The organism is Vibrio sp. 1151_11 (assembly GCF_029478525.1).
Classification (GTDB): domain Bacteria; phylum Pseudomonadota; class Gammaproteobacteria; order Enterobacterales; family Vibrionaceae; genus Vibrio; species Vibrio anguillarum.
In genome coordinates, this window is sequence record NZ_SHMN01000002.1 from 96,734 (window position 1) to 120,719 (window position 23,986).

Consider the following 23,986-nt stretch of genomic DNA (forward strand, 5'->3'; position numbering starts at 1 on the left):
AATATGTAGCATATGTGGTTGACTACAGGTTAACTATTCTGCTAACAATGGTCCGTGTGATACCCATCATTCGGGCCATTTATTTTAGGGACATAACAATATGAGCTACCAAGAAAAAAACGCAATGTCGCCAATTTTTGACGCGCTAGTACCCATGGTGGTTGAGCAGACTTCCCGCGGTGAGCGCTCATACGATATTTATTCTCGCCTACTCAAAGAACGAGTGATTTTCTTAACGGGTCAAGTTGAAGATCACATGGCTAACCTTGTTGTAGCGCAGCTGTTGTTTTTAGAATCGGAAAACCCTGATAAAGATATTTTCCTCTACATCAACTCGCCAGGAGGTAGTGTGACTGCTGGTATGTCAATTTATGACACCATGCAGTTCATCAAGCCGAATGTTAGCACTGTTTGTATGGGCCAAGCTTGTTCAATGGGAGCATTCCTATTGGCTGGTGGCGCTCCGGGGAAACGTTATGTGTTGCCTAACTCACGCGTGATGATTCATCAGCCGTTAGGTGGTTTCCAAGGCCAAGCTTCGGATATCCAGATCCATGCTCAAGAGATCCTTACCATCAAGCAAAAACTCAACAAATTGCTTGCTGAGCATACAGGCCAACCGCTTGAAGTTATCGAGCGTGATACCGACCGTGATAACTTTATGTCTGCTGACCAAGCTGTGGAATACGGTTTAGTCGATGCAGTCTTGCGTCACCGCGGCGAATAACAGTTCTCAGAATTGTTTAACGCATTTTGGCGTAATTTGAGTTACACTCAGACGATTAAAAGTAAAGGCTAAGAGGTTAGCGAATGACAGACAAAAGCAAAGAGAGCGGTAGTAGTAAACTGTTGTATTGCTCTTTCTGTGGCAAAAGCCAGCACGAAGTTCGCAAGCTGATCGCCGGTCCTTCTGTTTACATCTGTGATGAATGCGTTGATTTATGTAACGACATCATTCGTGAAGAGATTAAGGATGTTCTGCCAAAAAAGGAATCTGAGGCGTTACCTACGCCGCATAAGATCCGTGAACATCTTGATGACTATGTGATTGGCCAGGAACATGCAAAAAAAGTGCTCGCAGTGGCCGTATATAATCACTACAAGCGTTTACGAAACGGTGATAAAACGAGCGATGGGGTTGAGTTAGGTAAGAGTAATATTCTTCTTATTGGCCCAACAGGTAGTGGTAAAACACTGCTTGCAGAAACATTAGCTCGTTTCCTAGACGTACCTTTCACAATGGCAGACGCCACCACATTAACTGAAGCAGGTTATGTCGGCGAAGATGTTGAAAACATCATCCAAAAGCTGCTGCAAAAATGTGATTATGACGTTGCAAAAGCGGAACGTGGTATCGTCTACATCGATGAAATTGATAAGATTTCTCGTAAAGCAGAAAATCCTTCAATTACCCGAGATGTCTCAGGTGAAGGGGTTCAGCAAGCGCTGTTGAAATTGGTGGAAGGCACTATCGCTTCGGTTCCGCCGCAAGGTGGCCGTAAGCATCCACAACAAGAGTTTTTACAGGTAGACACATCCAAAATCCTCTTTATCTGTGGTGGTGCATTTGCGGGCCTAGATAAAGTGATTGAACAACGTGTTGCGACAGGTTCAGGTATTGGCTTTGGTGCGGAAGTTCGCTCTAAAGATGAAACCAAAACTATCGGTGAGTTGTTCAATCAAGTAGAGCCTGAAGATTTGGTAAAATATGGGTTGATCCCTGAATTTATCGGTCGTCTTCCCGTAACGGCTACCTTGACAGAGCTGGATGAAGAAGCACTGATTCAAATCCTGTGTGAGCCGAAAAACGCGCTGACGAAACAGTACGCAGCCTTGTTTGAGTTAGAGAACGTTGACCTAGAGTTTCGTGAAGACGCATTGCGCGCCATTGCAAAAAAAGCAATGAACCGCAAAACGGGCGCACGTGGTTTACGCTCAATATTGGAAGGTGTACTACTCGAAACCATGTATGAACTGCCATCGGTAAACGATGTCAGCAAAGTGGTTATCGATGAATCAGTTATTAATGGTGAATCACAACCGCTACTAATTTACAGCGGAAATGAGAGCCAAGCGGCTGGCGCAGAGTAAATCTCAATCAGAAATATTTAAAGGAGGTAGCAAATACCTCCTTTTTTTTATTCTGTTATTGAATCCAGTGAGTTAGCCCCCATATACTCGGTAATCAGTTGAAGCGGAAGAGAGAATAATATGAACTTGGAACGTTCCGAGCGTATCGAGATCCCCGTACTACCTCTACGTGACGTGGTGGTTTATCCTCACATGGTCATTCCTTTGTTTGTTGGCAGAGAAAAATCCATCCAATGCCTTGAAGCGGCGATGGATAACAACAAGCAAGTGTTACTTGTGGCACAAAAGCAAGCGGAAACCGACGAACCGAAAATTGAAGATCTTTTTGAAGTCGGGACAGTTGCAACGATTTTACAACTTCTGAAATTACCTGACGGTACCGTGAAAGTGTTGGTTGAAGGCCAACAGCGAGCGAAAATTGATCGCTTCATCGAGCGTGAATTTTTCTCCGCAGAAGCGCAGTATCTTGTCACTCCTGAGTTGGATGATAAAGAGCAGGAAGTCGTCGTTCGCAGCGCAATCAACCAATTTGATGGTTTTATCAAACTCAACAAGAAAATCCCGCCTGAAGTATTAACGTCGTTAAATGGGATTGATGAAGCAGCGCGTTTGGCTGATACCATCGCCGCTCACATGCCATTGAAATTGATTGAAAAACAAAAAGTTCTCGAAATTGTTGATGTCAGTGAACGTTTGGAATTTTTAATGGGACAAATGGAAGCGGAGATCGACCTATTACAGGTTGAAAAACGAATTCGTGGTCGCGTTAAAAAGCAGATGGAAAAATCTCAGCGTGAGTATTACCTCAACGAGCAGATGAAAGCGATTCAGAAAGAATTAGGTGAGATGGATGATGCACCTGATGAATTTGAAATGCTGAAGAAGAAGATTGACGATTCCAAAATGCCGCAGGAAGCGCGCCAAAAAACGGAACAAGAGCTACAGAAATTAAAGATGATGTCTCCAATGTCTGCAGAAGCAACCGTTGTGCGTAGCTATATTGATTGGATGGTCAATGTTCCTTGGGCAAAACGTTCAAAAGTTAAGAAAGATTTGGCAAAAGCTGAAGAGATTTTAAATGCCGATCACTACGGTTTAGATCGTGTCAAAGAGCGTATTTTAGAATATCTCGCGGTACAAAGTCGTATCAACAAGCTGAAAGGGCCAATTTTGTGTCTTGTTGGTCCCCCGGGCGTTGGTAAAACGTCTCTTGGCCGCTCGATAGCGGCGGCAACAGGTCGACAATATACCCGTATGGCGTTAGGTGGAGTGCGTGATGAAGCAGAAATTCGTGGTCACCGCCGTACTTACATTGGTTCTCTGCCGGGTAAATTGATTCAAAAAATGGCAAAGGTTGGCGTGAAAAACCCACTTTTCCTGCTTGATGAAATCGACAAAATGTCTTCAGATATGCGTGGTGACCCATCTTCCGCATTGTTGGAAGTTCTTGATCCTGAACAAAATAGCACCTTTAACGATCACTATTTAGAGGTGGATTATGATTTGTCTGATGTCATGTTTGTTGCGACATCAAACTCAATGAACATCCCAGGCCCGCTGCTTGACCGTATGGAAGTTATCCGCCTTTCTGGATACACAGAAGACGAAAAGCTGAATATTGCGAAACGCCATCTAGTGACTAAGCAAGTTGAGCGGAACGGTTTGAAGCCTCATGAAATTGTTATCGAAGATTCAGCCATCATAGGTATTATCCGTTATTACACGCGTGAGGCGGGCGTACGAAGCTTAGAGCGAGAGATTTCAAAAATTTGCCGTAAAGCGGTTAAGAAAATCTTGTTGAATAAAGATGTAAAAACCGTGGTAGCCAACCAAGAGAATTTAAAAGAGTTTCTAGGTGTGCAACGTTGCGATTTTGGCAAAGCCGACGACAGTAACCAAATTGGCCAAGTTACGGGTTTAGCATGGACAGAAGTAGGCGGTGATTTGCTGACTATTGAAACCGAATCAATGCCTGGCAAAGGCAAGTTGACGCAAACTGGTTCTCTGGGCGAGGTGATGCAAGAATCCATTCAAGCTGCGATGACGGTGGTTCGCGCACGCGCCGAGAAATTAGGGATTAACGCTGATTTCTATGAAAAACGCGACATTCACGTTCACGTGCCAGAAGGCGCAACACCAAAAGATGGCCCAAGCGCGGGTATTGCTATGTGTACGGCGCTTGTCTCTAGCTTGACGGGTAATCCTGTGAAAGCGGAAGTCGCGATGACGGGTGAGATAACGTTGCGTGGTGAAGTATTACCTATCGGTGGTTTGAAAGAAAAACTGCTCGCAGCACATCGTGGTGGTATCACTACCGTATTGATCCCAAAAGAGAATGAGCGTGATTTGGAAGAGATCCCTGCAAATGTGATTGCTGATCTAAAAGTCATTCCCGTTCAATGGATTGATGAAGTTTTGAAGATCGCACTTGAACGAGACCCTTCTGGGGTTGAATTTGAAGCTAAAAAATAGTGATGTGCAGCAAAAATAAGTAAAAGATCACGCTGATAGGCTTAAAAAGGCTTGTCAGCGTTTTTTTTGGGCGCTAACGTAAGCCCCTATAGCTTGCAGCCCAGATGTAATAAGGCTTCAAGCTAGTTTGGGAACTTAATGGAACGAAAAGTCACCGTTAAAAAATAATAATGGGTGACGCAAAGGGGAATCACAGTGAATAAAACACAATTAGTAGAAAAAATCGCAGAAAACGCTGACATCTCTAAAGCATCGGCAGGCCGTGCTCTTGATGCATTCATCGAAGCCGTTAGTGGCACTCTTCAATCTGGCGATCAAGTAGCGCTTGTTGGCTTTGGTACATTTAGCGTTCGCACTCGTGCAGCGCGCACGGGTCGTAACCCTAAAACGGGTGAAGAGATCCAAATCGCAGAAGCAAAAGTACCTGCTTTCAAAGCAGGCAAAGCGCTTAAAGACGCTTGCAACTAATCAAAATCGTTATTTTTTGCGGCTTAAGCGCAAAATTAATTCGAACCTTTTGAAATTATGCGCATCCTACTGATGCGCATTTCTTTTTCTGATATTATCGCGCTATTCAATTTTTAGGCTGAAGTGTGAAGCTTCTTATCCGGAGAGCAGTTAGATTATGATGGATCGATTACGCGAAGGCGTGAACAGCATCGCGGTGAAAATTATTCTAGGAATGATTATCTTATCATTCGTATTCGCAGGTGTCGGTAGCTACTTGGTCAGCGGTGGCAGTAATGCTGCGGCTAAAGTTGGCAATAGTGAGATTGGCCGTGGTGAATTTGAACAAGCGTACCAGAACGAGCGCAATCGCATGCAATCCCAATTAGGGGATTATTTTGCTAACTTGCTCGCTGATCCTCAGTATGTCGAGTCATTTCGTAAGTCAGTGCTTGATCGTATGGTTAACGATTTATTGTTGGAGCAGCATGCACAATCACTAGGTTTACGAGTGAGCGATGATCAGGTTCGTAAAATGATTTTAGACATGCCTCAATTCCAGACTGGCGGTAAGTTTGACCAAGAAATCTATCAAGCGGCTCTTCGCCGTGCAGGTTTCTCTGCTGAAAGCTTTGCAGAATATCTACGTCGCGATCTTATCCGTAACCAGTTACTTAGTGCTATCCAAGGTAGTGAATTTACGTTGCAGGGTGAGGTTAATCAGCAAAGTGAACTGATCTCTCAAACCCGTGATATCCGTGCGCTCACATTGTCACTCAGCGACTTTGCTAAAAATGTTGAGTTGAGTGATGAAGAAATTACTCAATATTATCAACAAAATGCAGAGCGCTATACCCGTCCAGAGCAGGTTAAAGTGGCTTATATCGAGCTTTCTGCCCAACAATTGAAAGACCAAATTGTAGTGTCTGATGAACAGGCCGAGCAGTACTACCAAGAGCATTTAGACAAATACTCCACTCAAGCACAGCGTAAAGTAAGCCATATTTTGGTTCAAGGTGATGATAAAACTAAAGCGCAGGCGATTCTCGATGAACTGAATGCTGGCGCTGATTTCGCGACTTTAGCGAAAGAAAAATCAGAAGACGTAGGAAGTGCAGAAGAGGGTGGTTCGCTAGGTTGGATTGAACATGATGTGATGGACCCAGCTTTTGAACAAGCAGCCTTTGCTATCGAACAGATAGGGGATATCACAGGGTTGGTTAAATCTGAATTTGGCTATCACATTATCCGTCTTGATGATGTTAAAGCTCCTATCGCACAGCCCTACGCACAGGTTGCCTCTGAAATCAAAGCTGAAATGGTAGACCAAAAGGCCGCTGATCAGTTTTATGAGTTGCAGACTAAGCTAGAAAAAGTGGCATTTGAATCACCTGACTCTCTGGATGAAGCAGCAAAAGCTATCTCAGCTAAGATTCAGAAAACCGATTTTATTTCTCAGCAAGATGCGCCTGAAATTCTTAAAAATCCAGCTGTTCTTCAAGCTATTCTAAGCCCAGAGGTAAAAGAAGATAGGCTCAATTCTGAGGTATTAGAAGTTGCCCCAGAACACGTTATCGTTGTTCGTGTTGATGATGCTCGGGAACAAATAGTTCTTCCTTTGGCTGAAGTGAAAGAGCAAGTGGTTGCTCAGCTTTCTAAAGTCAAAGGCGAACAACAAGCGATTGAGTTAGCCACAAAATTGATTGATACCCTAAAGCAAGGTGACCAATCCTTATTGGAACAGCGTGGGTTAAAATTTGCTGACTTGGAAATGATGGATCGTAGCTCTCCATTGGCGAGTACGGTGTTTTCTCTCCCTAAACCCGCTACAGATAGTGTGGTTTACGGTCAAGCGAAAGCAATGAACGGTGATATTGTTCTTGTTGAACTACATAAGGTTGAGGCTAAAGTCACACCTCAGTACAACGATCAAATTACGGCTCAGTTAGAGCGCATCGGTAGCCAACGTGATTTGGCTGCGATACTTACAACTTTGCGTAAAAATACAGACATTGAATATTATGTTGTGAGCCAATAAAGGCTAGTAATGTAATTGATATGAAACTCAAAATGGGCTGCTTATGCAGCCCATTTCAATTTCTACCTTTTTGATTCCCTCTCATTTCCAAGCTCAATTAATATTGGTACCCATTAATAAACAAGGAAATGTTCATATGAAATTGAAAACAAAACTCGGGTTGTTACTTCTAAGTATCGTATTGCCTCTTTCACCGACATTAGCAGAAGAAAAGGTGGTAGAAACGCACCAAGGCATTGAAATTACGGTTAATATAAATCAGGCTTCCGCTGAGGAAATTGCTACTTTGTTAAAAGGTATTGGACTTAAAAAAGCACAAGCGATTGTTGAATATCGTCAACAAAATGGCGATTTTAAAACCAAAGAAGATCTGAGCTTGGTGAAAGGCATTGGTGCCGCTACTGTCAGGCAAAACGCTGAGCGTATCATTTTATAAAAGTCTCTATCAAAAGCGTCGCCCCCTAAAAGCGACGCTTGTATCACTGTGAAATTTCAGTCATATCACCATTCCTTCCTAGCGCCTGTAACGGATAAGCACTATAATTTGTCGCCGACAAAAGCGAGCAAGCAAGCCGCATAAAAACTAAGTGGAGTAAATCATGTCCTCTCACACTCCGGTAATTACCGTAGATGGACCAAGTGGTGCAGGTAAAGGCACTCTTTGTATGTTGTTGGCTAAGAAATTAGGCTTTCATTTGCTCGATTCTGGAGCTATTTACCGCGTTCTTGCATTGGCGGCGATTCACCACGGTGTGGATACGGAGTCGGAAGAAGCGCTTGTTCCTCTGGCGACACATTTAGATGTCCAATTTATCGCAGAAGGCGACTTGGTTAGAGTGATTCTTGAAGGTGAGGACGTATCGAAAGAATTGCGCAAAGAAGAGACAGGAATGGCGGCATCAAAAGTAGCGGCATTGCCTAGAGTTCGTGAGGCATTATTACGTCGCCAACGAGCCTTTGCGAAAGGGCAGGGGCTGGTTGCTGATGGACGTGATATGGGCACCGTTGTGTTTCCTCAAGCAGAAGTGAAAATATTCCTCGATGCCAGTGCGCAAGAGCGAGCCCAACGTCGCTTTAAGCAGTTGCAACTCAAAGGGCTAGATGTTAAATTTGACGCCCTTTTAAGCGAGATCCAAGAGCGTGACGACCGAGATCGTAACCGCCCAGTGGCCCCATTACGCCCTGCAGAGGATGCGCTATTGCTTGACTCAACCTCAATGTCTATCGACGAAGTTGTAGAAGAAGCATTACAATACGTAGAATCTAAGCTGGCAGAGTAGTTCTGCTAGGTAAGAGCGTCGGTCGCAAGGATGATGACTGGCGAATTTAATAACCCCATGCGGTAGGATACCCATGGAAGTTTAATTATTGAAGATTAAATAAATGACTGAATCTTTTGCTCAACTCTTTGAAGAGTTTTTAAACGAAACACAATTTCAACAAGGTACAATCGTTAAAGGTACTGTAGTCGCTATCGAGAATGGTTTCGTTCTTGTTGACGCTGGTCTTAAGTCTGAGTCTGCTATCCCTGCTGAACAGTTCAAGAACGCTGCTGGCGAACTTGAAGTTGAAGTTGGTTCTGAAGTAGACGTTGCTCTAGACGCTGTTGAAGATGGTTTCGGTGAAACTCAACTTTCTCGTGAGAAAGCTAAGCGTCATGAAGCTTGGATCGTTCTTGAGAAAGCTTACGAAGAAGCTGAAACTGTTATTGGTATTATCAATGGTAAAGTTAAAGGTGGCTTCACTGTTGAACTAAACGGTATCCGTGCTTTCCTTCCAGGCTCTCTTGTTGACGTGCGTCCTATCCGTGACACTACTCACCTAGAAAACAAAGAGCTAGAGTTCAAAGTTATCAAACTAGACCAGAAACGTAACAACGTTGTTGTTTCTCGTCGTGCTGTTATCGAATCAGAAAGCAGCGTTGAACGTGACGAACTTCTTGAAACTCTACAAGAAGGCACTGAAGTTAAAGGTATCGTTAAGAACCTTACTGACTACGGCGCATTCGTTGACCTTGGTGGTGTTGATGGTCTTCTACATATCACAGATATGGCTTGGAAACGCGTTAAACACCCATCAGAAATCGTTAACGTTGGTGACGAAATCCTAGTTAAAGTTCTTAAGTTTGATCGTGATCGTACTCGCGTATCACTAGGTCTTAAGCAACTTGGCGAAGATCCATGGGTAGCTATCGCTAAGCGTTACCCAGAAGGTCATAAACTATCTGGCCGTGTAACAAATCTAACTGACTACGGCTGCTTCGTTGAAATCGAAGAAGGCGTTGAAGGTCTAGTACACGTTTCTGAAATGGATTGGACTAACAAGAACATCCACCCATCTAAAGTTGTTAATGTTGGCGACGAAGTTGAGGTTATGGTTCTTGATATCGACGAAGAGCGTCGTCGTATCTCTCTAGGTCTTAAACAGTGTAAAGCTAACCCATGGCAGTCATTCGCTGAAGCGCAAGCTAAAGGCGACAAAGTTACTGGTAAGATCAAGTCTATCACTGACTTCGGTATCTTCATCGGTCTAGACGGCGGCATCGACGGTCTAGTTCACCTATCTGACATCTCTTGGAACGTTCCTGGAGAAGAAGCGGTACGTGATTACAAGAAAGGCGATGAAATCTCTGCAGTTGTTCTAGCAGTAGATGCAGAGCGTGAGCGTATTTCTCTTGGCGTTAAGCAAATGGAAAACGACCCGTTCAACGCATATGTTGCTGATAACAAAAAAGGTACTCTAGTTAACGGTACTGTTACTGCAGTTGACGCGAAAGGTGCTACAATTGAACTTGTAGACGGCGTTGAAGGTTACATCCGTGCTTCTGAAGCATCTCGTGACCGTATTGAAGATGCGTCTCTAGTCCTAAGCGTTGGTGACAGCGTTGAAGCGAAATTTACTGGTGTAGACCGTAAAAACCGCGTAATCAACCTATCTATCAAAGCTAAAGATGAAGCTGATGAGCAAGAAGCAATGGCTACTCTGAACAAAGCTGATGAAGGTGCGTTTGGTAATGCTATGGCTGATGCATTCAAGGCTGCTAAAGGCGAATAATCTAACTCGCTAAAAGGGGCCGTAAGGCTCCTTTTTTTTCAGTTAGTGCCTACTTTGATAAGTAATGAGGGAAACTATGACTAAGTCTGAATTGATAGAAAGACTCTGTGCTGAGAAAACGCACCTATCTGCTAAAGAAATTGAAGACGCTGTGAAAGATATTCTTGAACATATGGCATCAACTTTAGAAAGCGGAGAGCGAATCGAAATTCGCGGATTTGGTAGTTTCTCTTTGCACTATCGTGAGCCTAGAGTAGGTCGTAATCCTAAAACCGGTGATAAAGTGGTGTTGGATGGCAAATTCGTCCCTCATTTCAAGCCAGGTAAAGAGTTACGTGAGCGAGTTAATGAGAATATCTAAAGCGATTTAGAGAGTATTCTAAAAAACGGCATACAGTTTAAGTATGCCGTTTTTTTAAGAAAGGAATCCATAATAGACATGGTTTGTAAGGCCATTTTCCTGCATAATCAGACCAGATCAATACTGGATAGGTAGTGGCATATGAAAATTATAAAAATCGTTCTAATTCTTGCACTTTTTTTGATTGCTTTAGCATTAGGGGCTCAAAATCAAGCAGTTGTGACGTTTAACTATTTGATCGCTCAAGGCGAATTTCACCTGTCTACTTTACTTGGCACTGTCTTTGTCTCTGGTTTTTTACTTGCTTGTTTGCTTGGCAGTAGCTTCTACTTCAAGTCTCAGTTGCAAGTTAGAAAGTTGAATAAGCAACTGAAAAAGCAAACAGCAGAGAACAGCTCTGTAACAAGTAAAGCGTAGTGAAATAAAGGCTGACTTGATGTTAGAAATTCTCTTCTTGCTATTACCGATTGCCGCCGCCTACGGCTGGTATATGGGAAATCGTAGTGCTCAGCAAGACAAGCAGAAACACTCTCACCAAATTTCTCGTCAGTATGTGACGGGTCTTAACTTACTGCTTTCTGATCAATCAGATAAGGCCGTTGACCATTTTATCGAGCTACTCCAAGTAGACAATGAAACGATTGACACCCACTTAGCGCTGGGCAACTTATTCCGTTCAAGAGGAGAGGTTGATCGTGCTATCCGCATCCATCAAAATCTCATATCTCGTTCAAGTCTTACTATTGACCAAAAAAATCTCGCCTTACAACAATTGGCAAAAGATTATATGGTGGCAGGTTTTCTCGACCGCGCTGAAAAAATATTTGAACAACTGATTGAAGAGCCCGAACACAAAGAAGCGGCGTTGCAACAATTGGTTTCTATTTACCAACAGACTCGAGAGTGGCATAAAGCTATCGATTACGCTTATGCGTTGGTAAAATTAGGCAGAAAAAGGATGCACAGTGTTATAGCCCATTTTTGGTGTGAACTTGCAATGCAAGAGAAGGCTGAAGGACGCGATAGCAAAGCGATTCAATATCTTAAAAAAGCGCTGTCTGAAGATCCGAAATGTGTACGCGCAACGATCTCTTTAGGTAAGCTGTATCTTGAAAATGATGACTACCGTCATACAATCCAGTATATGCAAATGGTCTTGGAGCAGGACATTGATTTTATCGGCGAGGTATTGCCTACGCTTGCTGAGTGCTATCACCATATTGGGAAAGAGGGTGAACTTGTTGAGTTTTTACGCGAGTGCATTATCAATGAAGCTGGAGTGTCAGCTGAACTGATGCTCGCACAGTTGGTGGCACAACATGATGGTGCTGGAGCAGCACAGGAACTTTTGACACGGCAATTGGTTAAAAATCCGACCATGAAGGGCTTCTACCGTTTAATTGACTACCATCTCATCGAAGCAGAGGAAGGTCGAGCGAAAGAGAGCTTGTCGACCTTGCAAAAATTGGTAGGTGAGCAACTAAAAGTAAAACCTCACTACCGATGCAGAAAGTGTGGTTTCTCAACTCATTCTCTCTACTGGCACTGCCCATCATGTAAGAATTGGGGTTCAATTAAACCTATCCGTGGTTTGGATGGTGAATAGAGTTCATGTACTGGAGTTACTGATCGACTCGAAAACTGCAGCTTATGAAAGCTGCATTTTTTTAGCTTAATTATTTTAGGAGTGAAAATGAAAGACCAGAGAGTAATTGTCGCGTTGGATTATGAGCAACAAGCGGAAGCGTTAGCTTTTGTTGATAAAATTGACCCCAGCAGCTGTCGATTAAAAGTGGGTAAGGAGATGTTTACCCTGTTTGGTCCCGATTTTGTGCGTGAGCTACACAAAAGAGGTTTTTCGGTATTCTTAGACCTAAAGTTTCATGATATTCCCAACACGTGCTCTAAAGCCGTGCGTGCGGCGGCTGAGCTTGGCGTATGGATGGTGAATGTTCATGCCAGTGGTGGGGAGAGAATGATGTTGGCGTCTCGCCAGATTCTTGAACCTTATGGCAACGATAGACCACTACTTATTGCTGTCACAGTACTAACCAGTATGGAACAACCTGATCTTCGTGGTATTGGCATCGATGTTGCGCCTAAAGAGCATGTAATGCGTCTGGCTAGCCTAACTCAAAATGCAGGGTTAGATGGAGTGGTATGCTCAGCTCAAGAAGCGCACATGCTTAAGAGCCATCTTGGTCAAGAGTTTAAATTAGTTACGCCAGGGATTCGTCCTGTTGGTTCTGCAACAGGAGACCAAAGACGTATTATGACTCCGAGTGAGGCCATAAAAGCTGGTTCAGATTATCTAGTCATCGGTCGCCCAATTACTCAGGCAACAAGACCGGATGAAGTCCTAAAAGCGATAAATGATACGTTAATTTAAATTAATGTTTTCTTTACGTTGTTGTATGAAAAAGGTCGCTTATGCGACCTTAAAAATACTTCCTAATCAAAAATAATGGGCTACCATTTTTTCTTTTCACCAAACAGTGCTTCCATATCACTATTTCTCTCGTTATCTTCAATTTGTTGAAGATCCGTTGCACTTTTTGTTTGGCGTCGTTTTTCTAAGTCATCATACATTGACTGAAGTTTTTCACGAGCTTGATTGGAATAAGCATCATTTTTTGAGCTCAGAACATCGATCCCTTTACGCAATAGCTGAATCGCAGTTCCGGGTTGCCCACGAACGATCGAATCATTTGCCCGCTTAACAACATTTTCAATGTTGATTCGAATTTGTATTGTTTCTAGACGCGCATTTTCAGCGACGTAAGATTGTGTTTCAAAACGTCCTTTATTGTGCTCACTACGAATCGTGTCTCTTAAACGTTTCACTAGTTTAAGCATAATCAAAGCTTGTTTATCGCTGGTGGGTACTTTAAACGTTGTACTGTCACCACCTGGGTGGTTTTCTTGTAAATGCTTAATTTGCCCTTTCATATGCTCAATGCGTTGTGCTAACTGCTTATTTTTCGGGTCAAGCTCATACATACTAAGTAGGGCATCAAGGATACGGGTATTTAAACACACTAAGAGTTCTTTACTAAACGGCATGTGGTGTGCGTTGCCGATAAGGTCTTCTGTCGCATCAATAATGGCGATATATCGAGTCGACTCCTGCTTTTTAGCTGACTCGACCTTTACTTTGTATTGAAGCATGATGTTATAGCCAAGGACTAACACCAGCAAAACTGCTACAAGAGCAATGATTAAACCTATATTCATATAATCCGTATCTTTATTAGAATTCAGTGGCTAGCAATTAAGAATACACGATCCTTAGTTATCACTACACCTTCAAATTGACTATTTTTATTATTCCTGTTTTAACCCCTAAAAACTGCCTTTTATTGCTTAGATTGGGCGATAGTTGGCAAAAATTTAGTCAGCTACGCAAAATACTTACTTTTTTCTTCGCTCTTGAATCATCAAGCTTTGAATTGAGAGTGTTAAGCGTTATAACTAATAATTATAAACTATGATTGAAAGATCTGGATCTTTGATAATGGATTACGGGGCCAATAATGAAGTTACAGCAGTTAAAATATATTGTTGAAGTGGTTAATCACAACCTGAATGTCTCAGCAACTGCGGAAAGCCTTTATACCTCTCAGCCAGGCATTAGTAAACAGGTTCGTTTACTCGAAGATGAATTGGGTATTCAAATTTTTGAGCGTAGCGGTAAGCACCTGACACAAGTCACGGGTGCAGGTGAAGATATTATTCGTATCTCACAAGAGATCCTTTCACGTGTGGAAAGCATTAAGGCCGTGGCAGGGGAGCATACGCACCCTGAGATGGGTACGCTGAATATTTCAACGACTCATACACAAGCTCGCTACGCGTTACCTGATGTAATCAAAGGATTCACTGCGCGTTATCCGAAAGTGTCGTTACACATGCACCAAGGTACTCCAAGTCAGATGTCGGAAGCGGTTGCAAAAGGCACCGCTAATTTTGCGATAGCAACAGAAGCGCTTCATCTGTACCAAGATGCCATCATGCTACCTTGTTATCATTGGAATCGTTCTATTGTTGTGCCTAAAGATCATGCTCTTGCAAAAAAAGAACGGGTAACGATTGAGGATTTAGCCGCGTATCCATTGGTCACTTACGTGTTTGGTTTTACTGGTCGTTCAGAGTTAGACACTGCATTTAATCGCGTAGGGTTAACGCCGCGAGTTGTCTTCACCGCCACCGATGCGGATGTGATAAAAACTTATGTCCGAATGGGAATTGGGGTGGGTGTTATCGCAAGTATGGCGATAGATAAATCACGCGACACCGATCTTATCGCGATTGATGCCAGCCATCTTTTTGGTGCGAGCACGACTAGCATTGGGTTTCGCCGAGGCACATTCCTGCGCTCTTATATGTTTGACTTTATGGAACGTTTCGCGCCTCATCTTACTCGCCCTGTCGTCGAACGGGCTACCTCGTTAAAATCGAATATCGAAATAGAAGAGATGTTTAAAGACATTGAATTGCCAGTTCGTTAAGCAAATTTCGATCATTTAAAACGAAACACTTTCTAATTAAACCATCACCTCCTAGAATTGGCCTTTCTAGGGGGATGTATGCGCGCGCTTTTCAAACATATCGATGCTTTTTTAATTGAAAACCAACGTTTTTGGCGATTTGAGCCCTTTCATCATAGTGGCTTAGACAGTTCACCTTGGAAACATTCAGATCATAGGCTGGATCAGTGGTTGCAAACGCTATCTTTGGACAGTATCGATAGCTTAAAGTCATCGCCGCAAGCGCTCATTGAGCAACTTCATCCGTATATCGAGGGGTTAAAAGAAGCGGATATCATGATTAGGCTTCAAGATGCCCCTCGTAATATTCAGCAAGCACTAAGCCCTTACTTAGAGCAGGGGATCCCTGGCAGAAAGCTAGAACAAATTCGTTTAATGAGCGAATCACTCCTCTCTAGGCATTCAGGAACGGAATGGCTAGAGTGGTGCGCGGGTAAAGGCTTTTTAGGTCGAATTATCGCAGCACAGTCAAAACAAAAAGTCACTAGTTTTGAATATCAGTCGCAGCTCTGTCATGCAGGACAAGCTTGCGCCGATGAACATGATCTTCCGATGCAATTTATTCAAGGGGACGCTTTTGAGCCGCAAGCGTTTGGCGTTTTCAATACCAATCAGCATGCCGTCGCTTTACATGCCTGTGGTGATCTCCATGTTCGCCTACTCGAATATTCCGTTGCTCATCGCTTGCCTGCGATTACGTTTTCACCATGTTGCTACCATTTAATCAAAGCCGATAGCTACCAACCCATGTCCAGCTACGGTCGTACTTCTTCTCTTGCCTTGTCCAAAGAAGAGCTGCGTATTCCGCTGCAAGAAACCGTTACAGGGGGAGAGCGGGTTCGCCGTCATCGTTTGCAAGAAATGACGTTTCGTTTGGGTTTTGATTTGTTGCTAAGATCTGAGCTTGGGCATCATCAATATTGCCCAATTCCGAGCCTCAAAAAATCACAACTAGCCGAAGGATTTTTAGCTTTTTGTTATTGGGCGGCGGCACAAAAAGGCATCGCATTACCAGAAGTGGATTGGCCTGCTTATGAACGTAAAGGCGAGCAGCGTTTTTGGCAGATGGAAAGGATAGGCTTAGTACAACAGGCATTTCGCCGCATGATTGAGCTTTGGTTGGTATTGGATAAGGCACTTTATCTTCAAGAGCAAGGCTATGAGGTGCAGATTGAGCAGTTTTGCGCTAGGAAAGTAACGCCACGCAATATATTGGTTCACGCTTATAAAAAATGAAAGCCAAGCGCATGACGCACTTGGCTAAGAATTGAGAGCTTTACCGCAAATTGTTATCGTTAGTTAAACAGAGCGATAGCTTCAGATGGCTCAAGATATTCAAGGTTGAAACTCTCGGCGACCTCTTTACAGGTGACTTTACCGTGTATCACGTTTAAACCTTCTAGGAATCCTTTATCCTCTAATAATGCACGTTGATAACCTTTATTGGCCAGTTTAACAATGTAAGGCAACGTAGCGTTATTCAAGGCGAAAGTTGATGTGCGAGCCACTGCGCCTGGCATGTTTGCGACGCAGTAATGAACGACGTCATCAACGATATAGGTCGGGTCATCATGAGTGGTAGCATGTGAGGTTTCAAAGCAGCCGCCTTGGTCAATTGCCACATCAACGACCGCAGAGCCAGGTTTCATTCTAGAAATCAGATCTTTAGTTACGAGTTTAGGAGCTGCTGCTCCGGGGATCAGTACTGCGCCTATTACTAAATCGGCTTCGAGGACGTATTTTTCAATCGCATCCTTTGTCGAATATACGACTTTAGCGTGGCCTTGGAATTCTTCATCGAGTTTACGCAGCATATCAACACTTCGGTCGAGAATCGTCACATCTGCACGCATTCCGACGGCAATTCTGGCTGCGTTAGCACCGACTACACCACCACCAATCACCACCACTTTTGCTGGTGCGACTCCGGGTACACCACCCAGTAACAAACCACAGCCCGCGTGTGATTTTTCTAAACACTGCGCACCTGATTGAATAGACATTCGACCAGCGACTTCAGACATTGGTGCTAATAGTGGCAAGCGACCCATATTATCTGTTACAGTCTCGTAGGCTATACAGACAGCTTTGCTCTTGATTAGCTCCTCAGTTTGTGGAAAATCTGGAGCTAGATGTAAATAGGTAAATAAAATTTGGCCTTCGCGGAGCATTGCTCGTTCAGCGGCCTGAGGTTCTTTGACCTTAACAATCATTTCTGCTTTCGCAAAAATGTTAGAAGCAGTAGGAAGAATGGATGCGCCTACAGCGATGTAATCATCGTCTGAAAAGCCGATGCCGGAACCGGCATTTGTTTCAACATAAACTTGGTGACCGTGTGAGACAAGTTCGCGCACGCTTGCGGGAATCATGCCCACACGATATTCGTGGTTTTTGATTTCTTTAGGAACTCCAATGATCATCCTGACTCCTTAGGTTTTTTTGGTTGTTATAACTATATGTAGGGTTGTTGTTTCGAATTTGTGACTAGTATAGATGTGAATGTGTAAAATTTGATACTGAATATTAAAAAGTTGTAGTATATATTTTTGCAAGGAAGTAATAAGGTGGAATAAAAAATGGCAGACAACTATAAAAGGCCGTCCAAGGATTTAGACCGTATCGATCGCAATATTTTGAATGAATTGCAGAAAGATGGTCGTATTTCGAATGTAGAATTATCAAAACGAGTGGGTTTATCTCCAACCCCCTGTTTAGAGCGTGTACGTCGTTTAGAGCGTCAAGGTTTCATTACCGGTTATACCGCGTTGTTGAATCCACAATATCTTGATGCTTCGCTGTTGGTATTTGTGGAAATTACATTGAATCGCGGTGCACCTGATGTGTTTGAACAGTTTAATACTGCGGTTCAAAAACTGGATGACATTCAAGAATGCCATCTTGTTTCGGGTGATTTTGACTATCTTCTCAAAACTCGAGTCTCTGACATGGGGGCGTATCGTAAATTGTTGGGTGATACGCTATTGCGTTTGCCCGGAGTCAATGACACTCGCACTTATGTTGTGATGGAAGAAGTGAAGCAAAGTAACCAGTTGGTGATCAAAACTCGATAACGCCAGATTGTCTGAATAGTGGTACTTCTTTCCACATTCTGACGTTCGCCAATTGGGTTTTTAACCTTGATGTGGTTAAATCACACAACAAACCGAGCGGCTTTTGCCGCTCGGACTGTTTTCACCCAAACCAACGCATCAAGCCGCAATAAACCTTGAGTGTTGGCGTTAATCAGAATCTAGGTTTATGTTCAAAGAGAACCAAAATAAAGTTGAGACCATTATTAAGACCAGCGAAGAGCCTCAGTCTTCACGCCTCAATGGATCGCAGCGTCTGAAAGAGTGCGGGCTTATTGTTGCTGTGCTTGCCTCTGTGCTTCTTTCCATCGCTTTATTAACATTTAGTCCCGCCGATCCTTCATGGTCGCAAACCGCGTGGGGAGGCGATATTGAAAATGCAGGCGGTATTATTGGCGCATGGATTGCCGATACCTTGTTCTTTATTTTTGGATCGCTGGCCTACCCAATACCGCTCATGATTACCGTACTAGCATGGGTTTTTCTGCGTAAAAGAGAAGAGAATGAACCCCTTGATTTTGTGCTGTGGGGAACGCGTTTACTTGGCTTAACTACCTTGATTTTGACCAGTTGTGGCCTTGCGGATATCAACTTTGACGATATTTGGTATTTTTCATCTGGTGGTGTGATTGGGGATGTCTTAACCAGTTTGGCGCTGCCAACGCTTAATTTACTGGGCTCAACCCTAGTATTGCTCTTTTTATGGGGCGCTGGTTTTACGCTGCTAACGGGTATCTCCTGGCTAAGCATCGTGGAATGGTTAGGCACGATGAGTATTTCTCTTGGCGTTGCGTTGATCAATCGATTACGTGGTGAGAAAGATGAAGATATTGCGCCCGTTTTGTCGCCAATGGAGTTGTCGCCGTTTGAATCATCATCCGCAGACTTAGCCGTTGTTGAGTCTAGTTCGCCAAATGAAGAATATGTCAAATCAGCCCTCAATGCGTTTGGGGCCGAGCAATACACGCCTGCGGTAGCGGTTGAAGAAGAGCTGGAACAGACTCACTCGCCAAGACGTTTTAATATTCACATGCCAGCGGCCAAAACTCAGGCTAACACTTCTCCTGAATTCAGTGAAACTCACTCAGATGAAGCACCATTTGATCGCAGCAAGCAGCTTAGTGCAACGATTGAAGAGTTAGAATCTGTTGCGTTGGAAGAGGATGACCTTGCTCTTTCATCGGCAGACTGGGTAGATGAAAGAGCTAATGAGCATCAAGCATTAGCCAATGCCGACCTCGATGCCAGTCAAGAAGCTCAGCAATATGCATGGGCAGAGGACGAAGAGGTGAGCGATCCGTCGCTTACGATGACAGAAGTTGATCTTGAAGTGTCGCGTGTTGAACCGGTTATTTCCAATTTGGATGTGCTGGATGAAGATGAATCAGATCAAGCGTTGGCTGCTGATCTTGATGTGATGTCAGAAGATAACGAGCCACCGTTAGGCCAGCAAGACAGTGATGTGACGGCTTTTCAGAATATGGTGTCTTCGGCTCAGGCCAATATGGCGGCCAAGCAAAATCCATTTTTAATGCAAAAAGAAACTAACCTGCCTAAACCGACGGAGCCACTACCGACGTTAGAGCTTCTGTATCACCCAGAAAAGCGTGAACACTTTATTGACCGAGAGGCATTAGAGGAGGTTGCTCGTTTGGTTGAATCTAAACTCGCGGATTACAAAATCCAAGCGCAAGTGGTTGATATCTTTCCGGGGCCGGTTATCACTCGTTTTGAACTAGATTTAGCTCCAGGCGTAAAAGTGAGCCGTATTTCTAGCCTATCGATGGATTTGGCGCGTTCTTTGTCGGCGATGGCGGTGAGGGTGGTTGAAGTGATCCCCGGTAAACCTTATGTTGGTCTTGAACTGCCAAACATGAGTCGTCAAACCGTCTATTTGTCAGATGTTATAAAAAGCCGTCAATTCCAAGAAGCGAAATCACCCACGACCATCGTTTTAGGGCAAGACATTGCAGGCGAAGCATTGGTCGCGGATTTAGCCAAAATGCCGCACGTGTTGGTGGCTGGTACTACAGGTTCAGGTAAGTCGGTTGGGGTCAACGTGATGATCCTCAGCATGCTTTATAAAGCGAGCCCAGAAGACGTTCGCTTTATTATGATTGACCCGAAAATGTTAGAGCTATCGATCTACGAGGGTATTCCTCACCTGTTAGCTGAAGTCGTGACTGACATGAAAGACGCATCAAATGCTTTACGTTGGTGTGTGGGTGAAATGGAACGTCGTTATAAATTAATGTCTGTGCTTGGTGTGCGTAACATCAAAGGCTTCAATGATAAGCTAAAAATGGCCGCTGCTGCTGGTCACCCCATCCACGATCCTTTGTGGAGAGAAGGGGACAGTATGGAGAGTGAACCGCCACTGCTGGAAAAACTGCCTTACATTGTCGTGGTTGTTGATGAATTTGCTGATCTGATGATGGTGGTGGGTAAAAAAGTAGAAGAGTTGATCGCGCGTTTGGCACAAAAGGCTCGAGCTGCGGGTATTCACCTTATTTTGGCCACTCAGCGCCCATCGGTTGATGTGATCACCGGTTTAATCAAAGCGAATATTCCGACCCGCGTTGCGTTTACCGTTTCGACTAAAACCGACTCAAGAACTATTTTGGACCAAAGTGGTGCAGAATCACTGCTCGGTATGGGCGATATGCTCTATCTACCACCGGGTTCTAGCCACACGATCCGGGTTCACGGTGCGTTTGCCTCGGATGAAGATGTGCATGCGGTGGTAAACAACTGGAAAGCACGCGGTAAGCCGAACTACATAGAAGAGATCACTTATGGTGACCAAGGACCAGAAGCCTTGCTACCCGGTGAGAAGATGGAAAATGATGAAGAAGTGGATCCGCTATTTGATCAAGTGGTTGAACATGTAGTGGAAACGCGTCGAGGTTCCGTTTCAGGTGTACAACGCCGATTTAAAATCGGTTACAACCGCGCTGCAAGAATTGTAGAGCAGTTGGAAGCACAAGGTATTGTGAGCGCTCCCGGCCATAATGGTAATCGCGAAGTACTATCGCCAGCGCCGCCGCGAGATTAATCACGGTCATTGTTGGCAACACAAACAAAACAGCGCCACCCATGATGCCATGAGCGGCGCTGTTTCAATTTAGCTAGCATAAACTGTCGCCAGCCTTGCTAACGGCTATTTTTCTTGCATCAGCCCCATCAGTGCTTGTTGCGTGTCAGATATTTGCTGCTGCGCGGATGGTGTGCTGCCAATTCCCAATTGTTGTTTAGCTTCATCTTCAGAGAGACCTAAGTGGCAACACAGTAAATCGATCGCCATTTGATAGTTGCTCGTTTCAGCCATGATGCTGTCCTTTGTCAGTCGAAAATGTCTGTTGCCCATGCAATGTAGTCACTTTAGCTGGGACTCTCAATACGACCAAAGTCTTATGCGTTCAATTGCCCATCACGTACTGTAAGGGTAGGTTAACCATCTTGCTGTCCAGCAACAGATTTTAGAAAACTCGGTGTCAGACATTAAATGTTTCAATTTATCGCTTAACCTTGTTTTTCAAATCTTAGACTATATGTATATGAAAAATTGTGTAGGTTCATGCTAGCGTCGCTTGCAGCCTACACTCATAATAAGCTTTTCATTCGGAGATAAGTAATGAAGCGAGTCATGTTATTTCTAGCAACCAACCTTGCGGTGGTTCTGGTTCTTAGCCTTGTATTAAATATTGTTTATGCTGTGACGGGGATGCAGCCGGGCAGTTTATCTGGCTTGCTCGTCATGGCCGCGTTGTTTGGTTTTGGCGGCTCATTTATTTCATTATTGATGTCAAAGAGCATGGCTCTGCGCTCGGTAGGTGGAATGGTGATTGAAAGTCCACGTAACGAAACAGAACACTGGTTACTGCAAACTGTGAACCGTCAAGCTCAGCAAGCCGGCATTGGTATGCCAACGGTGGCAATTTATGATTCACCGGACATCAACGCTTTTGCAACTGGCGCTAAGCGTGATGATTCCCTCGTCGCTGTTTCAACAGGGTTATTGCACAGCATGACACGAGACGAGGCGGAAGCGGTATTGGCGCATGAAGTGAGCCATATTGCCAATGGCGATATGGTTACGATGACCTTAATGCAGGGTGTGGTTAATACCTTCGTTATTTTCTTATCGCGCTTTATCGCAAACATTGTGTCATCTCGTGATTCAGAAGAGGGTGGCGGTAGCAATATGATGGTTTATTTTGGCATCTCTATGGTGTTGGAATTGGTATTTGGCTTCCTCGCGAGCTTTATTACGATGTGGTATAGCCGTCATCGCGAATTCCACGCCGACGCAGGTGCAGCAAAGCTTGTGGGTAAACACAAGATGATTGCGGCGTTAGAGCGTTTAAAAATGGGGCAAGAATCTCAATTGGAAGGTTCCATGATGGCTTTTGGTATCAACGGTAAACGTTCAATGACGGAATTATTGATGAGTCACCCACCGCTTGATAAACGCATCGCCGCTTTGCGCAATAGTTAATCTAAGCTAACTAAAAAAGAGAAGGCCAGCGAATTACGCTGGCCTTTTTGATCGTCGTAACTATTGAAATCTGGGCCTTTATTTGCTTTTTTGATCTTAATTTCTCTTAACCACGTATGCATTGAAAAAATACAAAGTTATACAAGAAATATTTTGTATAACTAAGCGGCTTGTACTATTTTGTACATGTGAAGTTTTTGTATAACTTATGGAAACGTACAATGGATGTCGAATCGGTTGCTGAGGTTTACCGTAAACTCAACAAAGAGAACTTGCCTTTATTACGTCAGGTTTATCACGACAATGTCCTTTTTGAGGATGCCGCTCATCGAATAGAAGGTTGGCGTGCGCTATCGGATTATTTTGCTCGTTTGTATCAGAACGTAGAGCGTTGTGATTTTACCATCCATGATCACCAGCAAGTCGGTGACGGCGGCTTTCTCACATGGACTATGTCTTTGCAGCATCCTCGGCTAGCTCGTGGAAAACTTATACAAGTGCAAGGGATGAGCCATCTCAAGTTTCAAGACAACCAAGTCATTTATCACCGTGATTACTTCGACTTGGGAGAAATGCTCTATGAACACATTCCGTTGCTGGGAAGTGTTATTCGTTCGATCAAACAGAGGTTAGGGCAATGAAGAGTGTACTTATCACGGGAGCCACTTCTGGTATTGGTTATCAGCTAGCTGTTGATTATGCAAAAACGGGTTGGCAAGTGATTGCTTGTGGGCGTAACCAAGCCAAGCTTAATCAAATGCACCAAGAGTATCCGCAGATCTACGGTATTGCATTTGATATTACTCAGTTAGAAGAGACCAAAGCTGCGTTATTTGAGCTGCCTTTTGTTCCGGCACTATGGCTTCTTAACGCTGGCGATTGTGAATACATCGATCATGGCCAAATGGACTCTCTTCGGTTAAAGCGAGTGTTTGACGTAAACGTTTTGGGTTTAGCTCATTGCATTGAGGCGATACAGCATCACTTTGTTGCTAACCAGCGTGTGGCGATCGTTGGTTCCATCGCTAGTGAAATCGCGCTGCCAAGAGCCGAAGCCTATGGCGCTTCTAAAGCGGCGGTTAGCTACCTAGCACGCTCACTTATGCAAGATTGGCGAGCGCAAGGCGTTGCAGTGACTATGATTTATCCGGGGTTTGTTGCCACGCCTTTGACTGATAAAAATAGTTTTTCGATGCCAATGATGGTCAGTGCCGAGTATGCATCGCAGGCGATTCGCCGTGGGTTGGAAAAAGGCAAAACCACCCTCTATTTTCCGGCCCGTTTTACGAGCTTATTACGTTTGATTGGCAGCTTACCTTACGCATGGCAAGGCAAATTAGTTGCGGCATTACTTAAATAACGAGCTGTTTTGTAATTAAAGGAATTGAG

The 23,986-nt window shown here is 43.9% G+C and carries 22 protein-coding genes; 19 read left to right on the top strand and 3 right to left on the bottom strand.

Annotated elements, in window-relative coordinates:
* Positions 1-100 precede the first annotated feature (100 nt).
* The 12 genes from clpP to pyrF all read left to right on the top strand — a co-directional run bounded on the left by clpP (position 101) and on the right by pyrF (position 12,852).
* Positions 101-727, top strand: coding sequence for an ATP-dependent Clp endopeptidase proteolytic subunit ClpP (clpP, locus tag EXZ60_RS02305; RefSeq protein ID WP_010317461.1), 627 nt, complete (start codon positions 101-103; stop codon positions 725-727).
* Positions 728-810: 83 nt separating this feature from the next.
* A complete protein-coding gene (gene clpX / locus EXZ60_RS02310; RefSeq protein ID WP_013857185.1) occupies positions 811-2,091 on the top strand; it encodes an ATP-dependent protease ATP-binding subunit ClpX in 1,281 nt (426 codons plus the stop codon).
* 120 nt (positions 2,092-2,211) lie between these two features.
* Positions 2,212-4,563, top strand: a complete 2,352-nt coding sequence (lon, locus tag EXZ60_RS02315; protein WP_088728763.1) for an endopeptidase La — start codon at positions 2,212-2,214, stop codon at positions 4,561-4,563.
* A gap of 195 nt (positions 4,564-4,758) precedes the next feature.
* Positions 4,759-5,031 carry an HU family DNA-binding protein gene (locus EXZ60_RS02320; RefSeq protein ID WP_026027116.1) on the top strand — a complete coding sequence of 91 codons (273 nt, stop codon included), beginning with the start codon at positions 4,759-4,761 and terminating at the stop codon, positions 5,029-5,031.
* A 157-nt stretch (positions 5,032-5,188) separates the two neighbouring features.
* Positions 5,189-7,048 carry a peptidylprolyl isomerase gene (gene ppiD, locus EXZ60_RS02325; RefSeq protein ID WP_277435224.1) on the top strand — a complete coding sequence of 620 codons (1,860 nt, stop codon included), beginning with the start codon at positions 5,189-5,191 and terminating at the stop codon, positions 7,046-7,048.
* A 136-nt stretch (positions 7,049-7,184) separates the two neighbouring features.
* Positions 7,185-7,484 (top strand): ComEA family DNA-binding protein, encoded by a 300-nt coding sequence (locus EXZ60_RS02330; protein ID WP_017044597.1) that lies wholly within the window; start codon positions 7,185-7,187, stop codon positions 7,482-7,484.
* A gap of 163 nt (positions 7,485-7,647) precedes the next feature.
* Positions 7,648-8,328: a (d)CMP kinase gene (gene cmk, locus EXZ60_RS02335; protein WP_013857180.1), complete on the top strand. Its 681-nt coding sequence runs from the start codon at positions 7,648-7,650 to the stop codon at positions 8,326-8,328.
* A gap of 103 nt (positions 8,329-8,431) precedes the next feature.
* Positions 8,432-10,102 carry a 30S ribosomal protein S1 gene (gene rpsA / locus EXZ60_RS02340; protein ID WP_013857179.1) on the top strand — a complete coding sequence of 557 codons (1,671 nt, stop codon included), beginning with the start codon at positions 8,432-8,434 and terminating at the stop codon, positions 10,100-10,102.
* Between the two features lie 76 nt (positions 10,103-10,178).
* Entirely contained in the window at positions 10,179-10,463 is a 285-nt protein-coding gene (gene ihfB / locus EXZ60_RS02345; protein ID WP_010317449.1) for an integration host factor subunit beta, read from the top strand.
* A gap of 141 nt (positions 10,464-10,604) precedes the next feature.
* Complete coding sequence (locus tag EXZ60_RS02350; RefSeq protein ID WP_017044598.1) at positions 10,605-10,880, top strand: lipopolysaccharide assembly protein LapA domain-containing protein; 276 nt, start codon at positions 10,605-10,607, stop codon at positions 10,878-10,880.
* A 19-nt stretch (positions 10,881-10,899) separates the two neighbouring features.
* Positions 10,900-12,069: a lipopolysaccharide assembly protein LapB gene (gene lapB, locus EXZ60_RS02355; protein ID WP_026028046.1), complete on the top strand. Its 1,170-nt coding sequence runs from the start codon at positions 10,900-10,902 to the stop codon at positions 12,067-12,069.
* Positions 12,070-12,156: 87 nt separating this feature from the next.
* Positions 12,157-12,852 carry an orotidine-5'-phosphate decarboxylase gene (pyrF, locus tag EXZ60_RS02360; protein ID WP_277435225.1) on the top strand — a complete coding sequence of 232 codons (696 nt, stop codon included), beginning with the start codon at positions 12,157-12,159 and terminating at the stop codon, positions 12,850-12,852.
* Between the two features lie 80 nt (positions 12,853-12,932).
* On the opposite strand, the gene EXZ60_RS02365 is transcribed toward pyrF, so the two are convergent.
* Positions 12,933-13,697, bottom strand: coding sequence for a hypothetical protein (locus EXZ60_RS02365; protein ID WP_013857174.1), 765 nt, complete (start codon positions 13,695-13,697; stop codon positions 12,933-12,935).
* A 299-nt stretch (positions 13,698-13,996) separates the two neighbouring features.
* On the opposite strand from EXZ60_RS02365, the gene cysB reads away from it, so the two are divergent.
* Positions 13,997-14,971 (top strand): HTH-type transcriptional regulator CysB, encoded by a 975-nt coding sequence (cysB, locus tag EXZ60_RS02370; RefSeq protein WP_010317444.1) that lies wholly within the window; start codon positions 13,997-13,999, stop codon positions 14,969-14,971.
* Positions 14,972-15,049: 78 nt separating this feature from the next.
* Positions 15,050-16,246, top strand: a complete 1,197-nt coding sequence (locus EXZ60_RS02375; protein ID WP_277435226.1) for a methyltransferase — start codon at positions 15,050-15,052, stop codon at positions 16,244-16,246.
* A 59-nt stretch (positions 16,247-16,305) separates the two neighbouring features.
* Here EXZ60_RS02375 and ald read toward each other — a convergent pair whose 3' ends face one another.
* Positions 16,306-17,430 carry an alanine dehydrogenase gene (ald, locus tag EXZ60_RS02380; protein WP_013857172.1) on the bottom strand — a complete coding sequence of 375 codons (1,125 nt, stop codon included), beginning with the start codon at positions 17,428-17,430 and terminating at the stop codon, positions 16,306-16,308.
* A 156-nt stretch (positions 17,431-17,586) separates the two neighbouring features.
* Between ald and lrp the strand changes: the two genes are divergently transcribed.
* Complete coding sequence (lrp, locus tag EXZ60_RS02385) at positions 17,587-18,081, top strand: leucine-responsive transcriptional regulator Lrp (protein WP_010317439.1); 495 nt, start codon at positions 17,587-17,589, stop codon at positions 18,079-18,081.
* A 187-nt stretch (positions 18,082-18,268) separates the two neighbouring features.
* On the top strand, positions 18,269-21,154 hold the full coding sequence (locus EXZ60_RS02390) for a DNA translocase FtsK 4TM domain-containing protein (protein ID WP_277435227.1): 2,886 nt from the start codon (positions 18,269-18,271) through the stop codon (positions 21,152-21,154).
* A 105-nt stretch (positions 21,155-21,259) separates the two neighbouring features.
* On the opposite strand, the gene EXZ60_RS02395 is transcribed toward EXZ60_RS02390, so the two are convergent.
* The gene (locus tag EXZ60_RS02395; RefSeq protein WP_017041998.1) at positions 21,260-21,427 is read right to left on the bottom strand and encodes a hypothetical protein; all 168 of its coding nucleotides are present in this window, start codon (positions 21,425-21,427) and stop codon (positions 21,260-21,262) included.
* 306 nt (positions 21,428-21,733) lie between these two features.
* On the opposite strand from EXZ60_RS02395, the gene htpX reads away from it, so the two are divergent.
* From htpX to EXZ60_RS02410, 3 genes are all read left to right on the top strand, one after another.
* The gene (htpX, locus tag EXZ60_RS02400) at positions 21,734-22,597 is read left to right on the top strand and encodes a protease HtpX (protein ID WP_010317435.1); all 864 of its coding nucleotides are present in this window, start codon (positions 21,734-21,736) and stop codon (positions 22,595-22,597) included.
* 221 nt (positions 22,598-22,818) lie between these two features.
* On the top strand, positions 22,819-23,238 hold the full coding sequence (locus EXZ60_RS02405; protein ID WP_026027118.1) for a nuclear transport factor 2 family protein: 420 nt from the start codon (positions 22,819-22,821) through the stop codon (positions 23,236-23,238).
* Positions 23,235-23,957, top strand: a complete 723-nt coding sequence (locus tag EXZ60_RS02410) for an SDR family NAD(P)-dependent oxidoreductase (protein ID WP_277435228.1) — start codon at positions 23,235-23,237, stop codon at positions 23,955-23,957. The genes EXZ60_RS02405 and EXZ60_RS02410 overlap by 4 nt, the downstream gene beginning before the upstream one ends.
* Positions 23,958-23,986 lie beyond the last annotated feature (29 nt).

Bases quoted from the DNA above. Each gene is read 5' to 3' on its own strand.
- ppiD (WP_277435224.1), top strand. From the start codon at position 5,189: ATGATGGATCGATTACGCGAAGGCGTGAACAGCATCGCGGTGAAAATT.
- pyrF (WP_277435225.1), top strand. From the start codon at position 12,157: ATGAAAGACCAGAGAGTAATTGTCGCGTTGGATTATGAGCAACAAGCG.
- rpsA (WP_013857179.1), top strand. From the start codon at position 8,432: ATGACTGAATCTTTTGCTCAACTCTTTGAAGAGTTTTTAAACGAAACA.
- EXZ60_RS02330 (WP_017044597.1), top strand. From the start codon at position 7,185: ATGAAATTGAAAACAAAACTCGGGTTGTTACTTCTAAGTATCGTATTG.
- clpX (WP_013857185.1), top strand. From the start codon at position 811: ATGACAGACAAAAGCAAAGAGAGCGGTAGTAGTAAACTGTTGTATTGC.
- ald (WP_013857172.1), bottom strand. From the start codon at position 17,430: ATGATCATTGGAGTTCCTAAAGAAATCAAAAACCACGAATATCGTGTG.
- cmk (WP_013857180.1), top strand. From the start codon at position 7,648: ATGTCCTCTCACACTCCGGTAATTACCGTAGATGGACCAAGTGGTGCA.
- clpP (WP_010317461.1), top strand. From the start codon at position 101: ATGAGCTACCAAGAAAAAAACGCAATGTCGCCAATTTTTGACGCGCTA.
- cysB (WP_010317444.1), top strand. From the start codon at position 13,997: ATGAAGTTACAGCAGTTAAAATATATTGTTGAAGTGGTTAATCACAAC.
- EXZ60_RS02390 (WP_277435227.1), top strand. From the start codon at position 18,269: ATGTTCAAAGAGAACCAAAATAAAGTTGAGACCATTATTAAGACCAGC.
- EXZ60_RS02375 (WP_277435226.1), top strand. From the start codon at position 15,050: ATGCGCGCGCTTTTCAAACATATCGATGCTTTTTTAATTGAAAACCAA.
- EXZ60_RS02395 (WP_017041998.1), bottom strand. From the start codon at position 21,427: ATGGCTGAAACGAGCAACTATCAAATGGCGATCGATTTACTGTGTTGC.
- htpX (WP_010317435.1), top strand. From the start codon at position 21,734: ATGAAGCGAGTCATGTTATTTCTAGCAACCAACCTTGCGGTGGTTCTG.
- EXZ60_RS02350 (WP_017044598.1), top strand. From the start codon at position 10,605: ATGAAAATTATAAAAATCGTTCTAATTCTTGCACTTTTTTTGATTGCT.
- EXZ60_RS02405 (WP_026027118.1), top strand. From the start codon at position 22,819: ATGGATGTCGAATCGGTTGCTGAGGTTTACCGTAAACTCAACAAAGAG.
- EXZ60_RS02410 (WP_277435228.1), top strand. From the start codon at position 23,235: ATGAAGAGTGTACTTATCACGGGAGCCACTTCTGGTATTGGTTATCAG.
- lon (WP_088728763.1), top strand. From the start codon at position 2,212: ATGAACTTGGAACGTTCCGAGCGTATCGAGATCCCCGTACTACCTCTA.
- EXZ60_RS02365 (WP_013857174.1), bottom strand. From the start codon at position 13,697: ATGAATATAGGTTTAATCATTGCTCTTGTAGCAGTTTTGCTGGTGTTA.
- lrp (WP_010317439.1), top strand. From the start codon at position 17,587: ATGGCAGACAACTATAAAAGGCCGTCCAAGGATTTAGACCGTATCGAT.
- ihfB (WP_010317449.1), top strand. From the start codon at position 10,179: ATGACTAAGTCTGAATTGATAGAAAGACTCTGTGCTGAGAAAACGCAC.
- lapB (WP_026028046.1), top strand. From the start codon at position 10,900: ATGTTAGAAATTCTCTTCTTGCTATTACCGATTGCCGCCGCCTACGGC.